The sequence below is a fragment of the Actinomadura darangshiensis genome, from assembly GCF_004349235.1.
GTDB classification, from domain to species: Bacteria; Actinomycetota; Actinomycetes; order Streptosporangiales; family Streptosporangiaceae; genus Spirillospora; species Spirillospora darangshiensis.
This window is the reverse complement of the sequence record NZ_SMKY01000303.1, coordinates 1-10,737: the sequence shown is the minus strand read 5'-3', so window position 1 is coordinate 10,737 and position 10,737 is coordinate 1. Positions and strand designations below refer to the sequence as shown.

Here is a 10,737-nt window from a genome sequence, read left to right as displayed (position 1 = left end):
GGGGGGACGACCCCCCAGACCCCCCGGCAACCGCGATGGGCGCCGTCAACTCCCGGACAAGTTCGTACTGCGCGTGGTTCGTGTCCTGGTACTCGTCGACCAGGACGTGCCGGAACCGGCGCCGGTAGTGCTCGGCGGCCTCTGGGAACACCTGCAGCAGGTTGACCGTCATCATGATCAGGTCGTCGAAGTCCATGGCGCCGGCCTGCTGGAGCCGCGCCTGGTACATCTCGTACGCCTCGCCGAGCGTCTGCTCCATGTGCGTGGACGCGCGGTTCTTGAACGTCTCGTAGTCGATCAGCTCGTTCTTCAGGTTGGACACCTGGGCGCTGAACGACTTCGGCGGGTAGCGCTTCGGGTCGAGGTCGAGCTCGCGGCAGACGAGCGCCATCAGCCGGTTCGCGTCGGCCTGGTCGTAGATGGAGAAGCTCGTGGGGAAGCCGAGCCGCTTGGCCTCGCGGCGCAGGATCCGGACGCACGCGGAGTGGAACGTCATCACCCACATGGCGCGCGACCGCGGCCCGACGAGGGCGTCGACGCGCTCCTTCATCTCGGCGGCGGCCTTGTTGGTGAAGGTGATCGCGAGGATCTGGCCGGGGTGCACGTCGCGTTCGCCCAGCAGGTGGGCGATGCGGTGGGTCAGTACCCGGGTCTTGCCCGAGCCGGCGCCGGCCACGATCAGCAGGGGGCCGCCGGAGTGCACGACGGCGGCGCGCTGGTGCGGATTGAGGCCATCGAGCAAGGGGTGAGCTTCGGTCTTCGACATCAGGTGCGAGTCTACGGCGCGGCGCGGACGTTTTCGGCGCGTCCGCGAGTACGGCTCGGCACGGCCGTGTCCCGCCCGCGCGGCAGCATGTGGACAGATGCCCTGCTTTTCGCCCCCGCGGGTTGATTCGATCTCGCGACCGGCGGACGTTGAGCAGACGGAGCGGACACACGGACCGGACGAGCCGGTCCACGGATGCAAGGCCCCGTATTGCAGCCCCGCATGTCCGCTCGCAGCAGCGCAGGGTCAGCAGGGACTCGCGCACTGTCAGGGGAAGGTGGCTTCGATGACGATCCACCAGCACGACTTCCAGGCGCCGCGGGACGCCGATCCGACGCGAATCGAGATTCCCGCCCAGCGGGCCCGCCGCGCGGTTCCGCCGCTGCCGCGGCCCGTCCCGCGTCCAGTCCCGGTGCCGGTGCCGGCCCGCCCCGGGCACCGGTTCCTCGTCTACAAGCAGGACCCGTCGGTCACCGCCCTCGGCGCGCGCCTGGCCTTCGTCCCGACCGTGGTGCTGAACGGCCCCACCGACGCCCGCGTGCGCACCGAGCTGCAGGGCGTCACCCCGGTCGCCCGCGATGTCGGCGGCGACTTCGTCTTCGCCGCGGGCAGCCCGCAGTTCGACTGCGCGCACACGTTCGCCGTCGTCCGGCAGACGATGGCGATGTACGAGCGCCACAACGGCGGCAACCCGATCCCGTTCGCGTGGAACGTCGGCGGCAACACCGACCGCATCACGGTGTTCCCGCACGGCGGGGAGGGCGCGAACGCGTTCTACAGCCGGACGGCGAAGGCGCTGAAGTTCCTGTTCTTCACCCCGCAGGGGCAGCCGCCGTCCCAGGTCGTCCACACCTGCCGGTCGCTGGACATCGTCGCCCACGAGACCGGGCACGCGGTGCTGGACGGCCTGAAGCCCGGCTGGCTGGCGGCCGGCAACCCGCCCCAGACGGGCGGGCTGCACGAGGCGTTCGGCGACATCACCGCGATCTTCCTGGCGCTGGCGGAGCCGGACCAGGCGGAGGCGCTGGTGGCGCTCACCAAGGCGAACCTGCACGACAGGTCGTTCCTGCCGGAGCTCGCCGAGGAGTTCGGCCGGGCGCTCGGCATGCCGTCCGGGCTGCGCAACGCCGACAACGACCTCAAGCTCAGCCAGGTCGGCAACGAGGTCCACGCGATCTCCCAGGTGTTCACGGGCGCGATCTACGACGTCCTCGCGGACGTCTACACGTTCGAGCTGAGCCGGCAGCGGCGCACCAAGGACGCGACGATCGTGCTGATCGAGACGGCGTCGGCGCTCTGCAAGCTGGTGTTCGACGCGATCGTGGCGGCCCCGGCGACGGGCGCCCGGTACGTGGACGTGGCGAACAAGATGCTGCAGGTGTCGGCGGGCCGCGGCGACCCGGCGGTCTACCGGACGTTCATCCGCAACCGGTTCGCGGTCCGCGAGATCACGACGGCGGCGACGCCGCTGCGGGACCTGATGAGCGGGCGGATGGCGATGACGGAGCCCGGCTACACCGGCGACGGGCAGGACGTGACGGAGGTCGAGGCGTTCGACGAGCACTCGGCGAGCCTGCGGGCCGACCAGGACAGGTCGCGCTGCTGCGGGACGATGCAGATGCCCGAGTACCAGGTCGTCCCCGCGGAGAAACTGGCCAGGCGCGGTTCCCTGGACGACGATGACATCCTCCAGGAGGACTTGGAGGAGCTCCGCAGGGCCTTCAGCAAGTAGGGCCCCGCAGCAGGGAGGCCGGCATGCGCGTGAAGATCGAGAGCACCGGCGGTTTCACCGGCCGGAACACGGTCGTGGCGCTCTACGACACCGCCGGCCTCCCCGCGGGGCACGCGGGACGCATCCGGGAGGCGGTGGACGCGCTGGCCGCCGCGCAAGCACGCGGTGAGCCCGGCGAGATCGGCGCCGACCTCCCCGCGTACCGGATCACCGTGTCGGACGAGGGCGCGGACGGGGAACCGCACGTGTACGAGGTGCGGGGCGACCCGGCGGCGGGCGGCGCGTCCGTCCTCGGGACGCTCCTCGAAGGACCGGGCAGGTCCTGAACCTCGCCCGCCGAGCAGCCGTGGCGGGCCGGCCGAGCGCCGGCACGCCACGCGCTCAGCCCGCCTTGCGGTGGTCGCGGGCGGACTCGGCGGCGGCGTGGACGGTCGCGAGGTCCGCGCCGGTCGCGGCCATGGACGCGGCGGCGACCGCGCCCTCGACCAGCGGGGCGTCGGCGAGCAGCACGTCGTCGCGGTCGGCGTCCTCGATGAGCATCTTGGCGGTGAGGACGGAGCTGCCGAGGTCGGCGAGCAGCACGACGCCGTCGCCGCCGTCCGCCGCGGCGAGCGCCGTCTCGACGAGGTCGATGCTGGTGCCGAGCCCCCCTTCGAGGTCACCGCCGGCCGGTTCGACGACGGCCTTGCCGACGCCCAGCGCGCGGGCCATCTCGGCGACGCCCTCCGCCAGCGTCCGGCTGTGGGAAATGATCACGATCCCGACCATGTCAGCCCTCCCCCGCGACCTCGGCCAGTGCCCGCAGCAGCAGCGCCGTGGACGACGCGCCCGGGTCCATGTGCCCCTCGCTGCGCTCCCCCAGGTAGCTGGCCCGGCCCTTGCGCGCCCGCATCGGGACGGTGGCGTCCGCGCCCTCGGCGGCGGCATCGGCCGCAGCGCGCACACAGCCGGCGAGACCGGTGCCGTCCGCGAGCGCCGCCGCGAAGGCGGCGACGGCGGGAGCGAGCGCGTCGACCATCGTCTTGTCGCCCTCGACGGCCTTCCCGAGCTCCTGGACGCCGTCGAGCGCGGCCTTCAGCGCGGCGCCGAGGGCGGCGGCGTCCACGTCATCCGCGTCGCCGAGGGCCTTGCCCGCCCGGCGCAGCACCGTCCCGTACAGGGGGCCGGACGCGCCGCCGGTCTTCGACACGATGGCCCGCCCGGCGGCGATCAGCACCTTGCCCGGCGGGGCGCCGTCCGGCAGCGCGTCCACGGCGGCGCGGAACCCGCGGTCCAGGTTGAGGCCGTGGTCGCCGTCGCCGATGGCCGCGTCCAGCCGGGTGAGCCGCTCGGCATCGGCGGACACCAGCTCGGCCGCGTACCGGACCCAGGCGGCGAGGTCTCGCGCGTTCACCGGCCCCACCGCAGCCCGGGGGTCTCGACCGGCGCGTCCCAGAGCCGGGTCAGCTCGGGCGTCAGCCGGCACACGCTGATCATGCAGCCGGCCATCTCCAGGCTCGTCACGTACGGCCCGACCAGGCGCCGGACGACCGTGGCGCCATGCCCGTCCAGCCACTGCGCGGCGGCCGCGTAGGCGACGTACTGCTCGATCAGCGGGGTCCCGCCCATCCCGTTGACCAGCACCAGCACCTCGGACCCAGCCAGCGGCATGTCCGCGTCGATCGCGCTGAGCGAGGCGTCCACGATCTCCGCCGCCGTGCCGATCTTCGCGCGGGCGCGGCCGGGCTCGCCGTGGATGCCGATGCCGAGCTCCATCTCGTCCTCGCCCAGCTCGAACGTCGGCGTCCCGGCGGCCGGGACGGTGCACGACGACAGCGCGACGCCGAACGACCGGCTGCGCTCGTTCACCTCCCGCGCGACGGCCGCGACGTCGGCGAGGGAGGCCCCCTCCTCGGCGAGCGCACCGGCGATCTTCTCGATGAACAGCGTGGCGCCGGTGCCGCGCCGCCCCGCGGTGAACGTGCTGTCCTGCACGGCGACGTCGTCGTCGACGATCACGGAGGTGACCTCGATGTCCTCGTCCTCGGCCAGCTCGGCGGCCAGCTGGAAGTTCATGACGTCGCCGGTGTAGTTCTTCACGAGGTGGAGGACGCCGGCGCCGCCGTTCACCGCCATCGTCGCGGCGATGATCTGGTCCGGCACGGGGGAGGTGAACACCTCGCCGCAGCACGCCGCGTCGAGCATCCCGTGGCCGACGAACCCGGCGTGCAGCGGCTCGTGACCGGATCCGCCGCCCGACACCAGGGCGACCTTGCCGGTGCGCGGCGCGTCCGCCCGCACGACGGTGCCGTTCCCCGGGTCGACCGTCAGCTCCGGATGCGCGGCGGCCAGGCCGCGCAGCGCGTCGGAGACCACGTCCGCCGGGGCGTTGATGAGTTTGCGCATGTCTCAGCTCTACCGTTCTCAACAGGATCCAGGAATGGGTCTTGTACCCAAATCCCGGACTCCGCGCGCGTCCCGAACGGTGCTGGGCGCGCTGGTTCCCCGCGATCTGGTCGCCTGCGTCCGGCGGCGTGCCTCATGTGCACGGTCCGGGACGGGTCTGCGGGGACCCTCGCGTCCCCGGGCGGCCGACGCGGCCTGGAAGGTCCGATGCCCGGCATCATCGCTCTGGTGATGGCGGGGCGGTGCCGTCCGTCGCCGGATCGGGTGCCCGAGGGCGCGTCGCCCGATCGCGATGCTCGCCGCATCGTGCCGGGAGATCTTGCGGTGCGGTGCGCTCATCGGCTCGCGCCAGTGCTGCACGCCCCACTTGGAGGTGTAGGCGGGGTCCACGGCCACGACCGCCAGACCGACCTCGGCGGCCATCGAGACGAGCCGAGCCCTGAGCCTGCCTATCGGCATGCCGGAGATCAGCTGTCGGAACTTCTTGCGGCGGCCGTACTTTTCGCGGGTCTTCTCTCGCGAAAAGTCCAAATCCTCGATCGCGATCGCGGCGACCCCGCAACGTCCGGCCCAGTGCAGCAGGCGGGTGATGGCCTGCCGAATCTGCGCGTCGCGATGCCCGGCGGTGCCGGATAGTTCATAGCCGAACCGGCGTGGTTCGCCAACGGGATTGCCATGCCGGTCCAGCCACCAGGCGGCAAGGTGGCCAGCGTTGGTGTCGACACCGATCATGCCGCCTGCACGCGCGTCCTCCAGCGCAATCGCCGGGACGGTGGCACGCTGCCAGGACGCGGTCAGATACCAGCGCCCCCGCCCGGCATCCAGGTGGATGCGATAGGCGACCGCCCGATTCGCCTCGACCCGGTCCGCCCACTCGACCCCCCGATGCTTGAAGGCGACGTTGGACGACAGGACGTACCGGCCGTGCCCGGCGTTGGCCAGGTGCACGAGCGGGGCCGGGAGCCGAATAGACACTTCACCACAGGGGGCGACACGGATCGTCTCATTGCCGTACCGCTTGCCCGACTCACCGTCAGCGCGCAGAAACCAGCGCCCGGCCTCCCACTGCTTCCGCCACTCGGCCTCGGCCAGACCGGCCGCCTCCAGGTGGTGACGGGTATTGAGAAGCCTGCGGCCGCCACGCACCACATGCACGCGCCCCGCTTCCCAGTCGGCCCGCTCGGCGGCGAGCCGGTCTCGGAGGACGCCAAGACGGCGCGACTTGGCGAACCACTCGCGTTTGGAGCGGTAACCGCCCGGAACCCGCTTGGCCCCCTTGTGACCGATCGGCAGCGACAGCCGATGCTCCAGCATCCGGACACCGGCTTCGAGGCACTGCATGTGCGCCCGCCGGTTCCGGCGGGCGAGCGCCCATTGATCGTGAGTGGCCTTGGTGATGCTCCCGGCCCACCGCGCCGACGACTCGGCCGTCAACTGACGTTTACGCGCCGCCCAGCGATCGGTGTCGTGATCCAGGGCATCAGCGCACCGGATCTTCAGATCACGACCGGCCAGCACCCCTAAGTGAGCACCCACCAGCCGCAGCACCCGCTCGTCCTCCACCGACAGGCCCTTGAGCCGGTCACGCACCGCCACCCCCGACGGCCCTTCGACCACGAACGGCAGAGCAAATGCAGATCGCGACATGGCCGCTACTTTAAGTGAGCGATCTCGAACATGCAATCGACAACCCGGTGTGTTGCCGGCTTCGGGGCCGACGGTATCGATCCTCACTCGCCGCATGGCGGGTTCTGTCGCTGTCCCATACCGCATAGGTTGCATCCGTGACCAAAGCACCCAGCATCCTGTACGACTGCGACACCGGCATCGACGACGCGATGACGCTGCTCTACCTGGCCTCGCTGGTCCGGGCGGGCGAGGCGGAGCTGGTGGGCGTCGGCACGGTGCACGGCAACATCGACCCGCTGACCGGCGCGCTGAACACGCTGCGCGTGCTGGAGGCGGCGGGGCTGAAGGCGGGCGAGCAGGGGGTGCCGGTCGCGATCGGCGCCGCCCGGCCGATGGCGCAGGACGTCCACTACGCGCTGGACTGGCACGGCACCGACGGCCTCGGCGACACGCACCTGCCCGACCCGGCGGGACGCCCGGTCGCCGAGCCCGCCGCCGCGCAGATCGTCCGGCTGGCGCGGGAGGCGCCCGGCGAGTTGACCCTCCTCGCGACCGGCCCGCTGACGAACCTGGGCGCGGCCCTGCTGCTGGACGACGAGCTGCCGTCGCTGATCCGCGAGGTCGTGGTGATGGGCGGTGCGTTCGAGCACCCCGGCAACATCACCACGCACGCCGAGGCGAACATCTGGCACGACCCGGAGGCCGCCGACCTGGTCTTCGCCGCGGACTGGCCGGTCGTCCTGGTGCCGCTGGACGCGACGCACCCGACCGCCGTCCACGACGACTGGCTGGACCGTCTCGCCGCGCACGACACTCCGGTCGCCCGGTTCGCCGCGAACATCCTGGAGTTCTACGCCGACGCCTACACCCCGACCCTCAGGCGCCGCGGCGCGGTCATCCACGACGCGCTCGCCGCGATGCTGGTCGTCGAGCCGGAGCTCGGCGAGTACGCGCACCGTCCCGTCCGGGTGGAGCTGCGGGGCGAGCTGACGCGCGGCACGACCGTGTGGGACGCCCGCTCGCTGCCCGCCGAGGACACCCGCCGGCCGGTGAAGATCGCGGTGGGCGGCGACGTGCCGGGGTTCCAGGAGCGGCTGCTGGCGTCGCTGCTCTCCTTCTGACCCGGCACCGCTCCGGCCGGCCCGGCGGCGCCCGCGATTTCCCGATCTTCGGGTGTGCCGGAAACCGTTCGCCGACCTTATGGTTGAAACCGTGACCAACGTTCTTGACGACAGCGGGCTGCAGCGGATCCTCGCCGTGATGGCGCATCCGGACGACGTCGACTTCGGCGCCGCCGGGACGGTCGCCGGGTGGACCGACCTCGGCATCGAGGTCGTGTACCTGATGGTCACCGACGGCGACGCCGGCGGCTTCGACGACGGGATCACCCGGGCGGAGATGGCCGCGCTGCGCCGCGAGGAGCAGCGCGCGGCGGCCAAGTGCGCCGGGGTCGGCGACGTCCGGTTCCTCGGCTACCCGGACGGCCGGGTCGAGGCGACGCTGGACCTGCGCCGCGACATCGCCCGGGTGATCCGGCAGGTGCGGCCCGACCGGGTGCTGATGCCGAGTCCCGAGCGCAACTACGAGCGGATCTACCCGAGCCACCCCGACCACCGGGCGGTCGGCTCGGCCGCGCTCGACGCCGTCTACCCCGACGCGCGCAACCCGTACGCGTTCCCGGAGCTGCTGGCCGACGAGGGCCTGGAGGCGTGGACGGCGCGGGAGGTGTGGATGAGCGGCGGCCCCGTCGTGAACCACTACGTCGACATCACCGACCGGTTCGAGCGGAAGGTGAACGCGCTGCGGGCGCACGCCAGCCAGACCGGGCACATGGGCGACGGGCTGCCGGAGATGCTGCGCGGCTGGCTGGGCTACAACGCCGCCGCCGCGGGCCTGCCCGAGGGGCGTCTCGCGGAGTCGTTCCAGGTCATCGACACCGCCTGAGGTTCGCGGCGAATCGGTCACACTAGAAATACGATCCCCTACCAGCCGTAATCAGTCCGAGAACGGGCATGTACCCCGGGTGACAGAACTCGGGGGGTCGTCATGCCACATGAGATCGAGTCCACCGCCACGTCCTCCGCCGCGCCGGAGGTGATCTTCAAGCACCTGTGCGTGCCGGAGGCGTGGGACGAATGGGGCGGTTTCTGGACGCGGGCCCGGCGGGAGACCGCCGGCGCGGAGCACCCGAACGGGGTCGGGGCCGTCCGGATCGTCCGGTCCTGGCGCGAGGAGGTCGTGGCCTGGGACCCGCCACGGCACTACGGGTACGTCGCGCTGGCCGGGCCGCCGGAGCGCCGCCTGCACGCCGACATCACGCTGGAGCCGCACTGCGCGGGCACGCTGATCCGCTGGCGCGGCGAGATCGACGGGTTCCCGGGCAGCGGGCCGTTCACGCGGGCCGTCCTGCGCCGCCGCATCGACACCTACGCGCGGCGGGTGGCATGGCATTCCGCGCACTGCGAGCCGGGCTGCCCGGCGCGCCTTCCCGGCGCCATCTGAGCCGGGCCCATTCAAAGTCGCACGACATTCGGGGGAATCGATGCGGCGTCATCTCATCGTGCTCGCTCTCGCGGCGGGCGCCACCGGGGCGGGGGTCACCGCCCACCTGTTCACGGCGGACGGGCCGCAGCGCAGAAGCGGCACCGTCGTGAACGCCACGGAGTCCATCCCGTCCCGGCGGGGCGCGGCCGTCGTCGAGGAGGCGGCCCGCCCGTTCGACGCGGCGGCGCTGCGGCAGGCCGTCCGCGCCTACGTCCGGAAACGTCCCGGCAAGGCGGGGGTGATGGCGACGGACCTGCGGACCGGGCTGTCCTTCGGCGAGAACGAGAAAGGCCGGTTCGTCACCGCGAGCATCGTGAAGGTGGACATCCTGGCGACCCTCGTCCTGCAGCGGCAGCGCGACGGCCGGCGCCTGTCCGGCGGCGAGCGCGAGCTGGCCGGGCGGATGATCCGGGAGAGCGACAACTCGGCGGCGGACGCCCTGTACTCCGACGCCGGCTACGGACCGGGGGTCCGGAAGGCGAACAAGACCTTCGGCCTGAAGCAGACCAAGCCGTTCCCCACCTCGTGGGGTTCGTCCCTGACGAGCCCGGCCGACCAGGTGCGGCTGCTGGCGAACCTGGCCTCGGACAGAAGCCCGCTGAAGGCCACCGGCCGGCAGTACATCCTGGGCCTGATGGGCTCCGTGCTGGACGAGCAGGCGTGGGGCGTCAGCGCGGCGGCGCGGCCGGGCGAGAGGGTGGCGCTGAAGAACGGCTGGGCGCCGATCCACAATCAGGGGAACGGCTGGGCGATCAACAGCGTCGGCCGGATCAGCGGTCCCGGCCACGATTTCCTGATCGCGGTGTGCAGCGGGGACAACCCGACGATGGAGACCGGCGTGTCGACCGTGGAGCATGTCGCGGGCATGGTCGTCGGCACCATGCGCGGGGCGCGTCCCTGACGGGTCCCGGAGCGGGCGGCGGGCCGGCCGCCCTGCGGACCGGAAGCGTCAGCGGTGCAGCGGCCGGGTCAGCTTCTTGCCGTCGGTCGCGGCCACGGCGACGCAGGTGACGGTGCGGTCGCCCTGCCGCCACGACTCGTCCGTCGGGTAGTAGTAGGAGTTCGCGATGCCCCGCGCGGCGGGGTCGCGGTTGATCCTCGCCCGGGTGCGCGCCTTGCAGCCGGTCGAGGCGTACTGCTGCAGCTGCGACTCGGGCGGCAGCGTGAAGCCCTTCAGCTTGAACACGGCCGTCACCTCGCCGTCGTGCGGCCCCGTGCACGGGACGATCTTGACGCTCTCCACCTCGACCGGCGCCTCCGTCGACGTCGTGGTGGTGGCGCCCGAGTTGTCGTTGATGCAGTCGCCGACCTTCATCTTCTGGGCGTCGACCTCCTTGGTCTCGGACGCCTTGGGCTTCGGAGCATCCGAGGACGAACCGGACGAGCCGCGCAGGGCGAAAACGCCGATGCCGACGACGATCCACAGGCACGACAGGATGATCCCGGCGATCGCGAGCCCGCGGCCCTTGCCGCCGTTCCGGCCGATCTGGGAGAGGGAGATCGCGCCGAGGATGAGGCCGAGCACGCCGAAGCAGCCGAGCAGGCCGGTGATGAACGCGGCGATCGCCAGGCCGTTGGTCTTGTCGTTCCGCGAGTCGTACGGCGAGCCGTAGTCGGGGCCCGACGGCATGGGCGGGGGCGGATACGGCGCCTGGGGACCGGGATGCCCGGATCCGGGGGG

Annotated in this window: 12 protein-coding genes; 6 read left to right on the top strand and 6 right to left on the bottom strand. The window is 72.2% G+C overall.

Annotation, left to right across the window (positions count from 1 at the left end):
- Positions 1–766, bottom strand: a 766-nt coding sequence (locus E1293_RS38925; RefSeq protein ID WP_207939351.1) for a UvrD-helicase domain-containing protein, incomplete at its 3' end; no start/stop codon positions are given.
- A 286-nt stretch (positions 767–1,052) separates the two neighbouring features.
- Between E1293_RS38925 and E1293_RS38920 the strand changes: the two genes are divergently transcribed.
- Together E1293_RS38920 and E1293_RS38915 are read left to right on the top strand one after the other, a co-directional pair.
- Positions 1,053–2,498: a gluzincin family metallopeptidase gene (locus E1293_RS38920; protein WP_132203802.1), complete on the top strand. Its 1,446-nt coding sequence runs from the start codon at positions 1,053–1,055 to the stop codon at positions 2,496–2,498.
- A gap of 23 nt (positions 2,499–2,521) precedes the next feature.
- The gene (locus E1293_RS38915) at positions 2,522–2,824 is read left to right on the top strand and encodes a protealysin inhibitor emfourin (RefSeq protein ID WP_132203800.1); all 303 of its coding nucleotides are present in this window, start codon (positions 2,522–2,524) and stop codon (positions 2,822–2,824) included.
- 55 nt (positions 2,825–2,879) lie between these two features.
- Here the strand turns inward: E1293_RS38915 and dhaM are convergent, their stop codons facing one another.
- The 4 genes from dhaM to E1293_RS38895 are packed head-to-tail and all read right to left on the bottom strand — an operon-like array spanning position 2,880 to position 6,530.
- Positions 2,880–3,266, bottom strand: a complete 387-nt coding sequence (gene dhaM / locus E1293_RS38910) for a dihydroxyacetone kinase phosphoryl donor subunit DhaM (RefSeq protein ID WP_132203798.1) — start codon at positions 3,264–3,266, stop codon at positions 2,880–2,882.
- Between the two features lies 1 nt (position 3,267).
- Positions 3,268–3,891, bottom strand: coding sequence for a dihydroxyacetone kinase subunit DhaL (gene dhaL, locus E1293_RS38905; protein ID WP_207939350.1), 624 nt, complete (start codon positions 3,889–3,891; stop codon positions 3,268–3,270).
- Positions 3,888–4,883 (bottom strand): dihydroxyacetone kinase subunit DhaK, encoded by a 996-nt coding sequence (gene dhaK / locus E1293_RS38900; RefSeq protein ID WP_132203796.1) that lies wholly within the window; start codon positions 4,881–4,883, stop codon positions 3,888–3,890. The genes dhaL and dhaK overlap by 4 nt, the downstream gene beginning before the upstream one ends.
- Positions 4,884–4,901: 18 nt before the next feature.
- Positions 4,902–6,530 carry an IS200/IS605 family element transposase accessory protein TnpB gene (locus E1293_RS38895; protein ID WP_132203794.1) on the bottom strand — a complete coding sequence of 543 codons (1,629 nt, stop codon included), beginning with the start codon at positions 6,528–6,530 and terminating at the stop codon, positions 4,902–4,904.
- A 137-nt stretch (positions 6,531–6,667) separates the two neighbouring features.
- On the opposite strand from E1293_RS38895, the gene E1293_RS38890 reads away from it, so the two are divergent.
- The 4 genes from E1293_RS38890 to E1293_RS38875 all read left to right on the top strand — a co-directional run bounded on the left by E1293_RS38890 (position 6,668) and on the right by E1293_RS38875 (position 9,957).
- Entirely contained in the window at positions 6,668–7,633 is a 966-nt protein-coding gene (locus tag E1293_RS38890) for a nucleoside hydrolase (RefSeq protein ID WP_243717210.1), read from the top strand.
- Positions 7,634–7,772: 139 nt separating this feature from the next.
- On the top strand, positions 7,773–8,456 hold the full coding sequence (locus E1293_RS38885) for a PIG-L deacetylase family protein (RefSeq protein WP_243717213.1): 684 nt from the start codon (positions 7,773–7,775) through the stop codon (positions 8,454–8,456).
- A gap of 102 nt (positions 8,457–8,558) precedes the next feature.
- Positions 8,559–9,014: an SRPBCC family protein gene (locus E1293_RS38880; protein ID WP_132203790.1), complete on the top strand. Its 456-nt coding sequence runs from the start codon at positions 8,559–8,561 to the stop codon at positions 9,012–9,014.
- A gap of 40 nt (positions 9,015–9,054) precedes the next feature.
- A complete protein-coding gene (locus tag E1293_RS38875; protein ID WP_132203788.1) occupies positions 9,055–9,957 on the top strand; it encodes a serine hydrolase in 903 nt (300 codons plus the stop codon).
- Positions 9,958–10,005: 48 nt separating this feature from the next.
- On the opposite strand, the gene E1293_RS38870 is transcribed toward E1293_RS38875, so the two are convergent.
- Positions 10,006–10,737: DUF4190 domain-containing protein (locus tag E1293_RS38870; RefSeq protein ID WP_207939349.1), on the bottom strand; the 732-nt coding region annotated here is incomplete at its 5' end.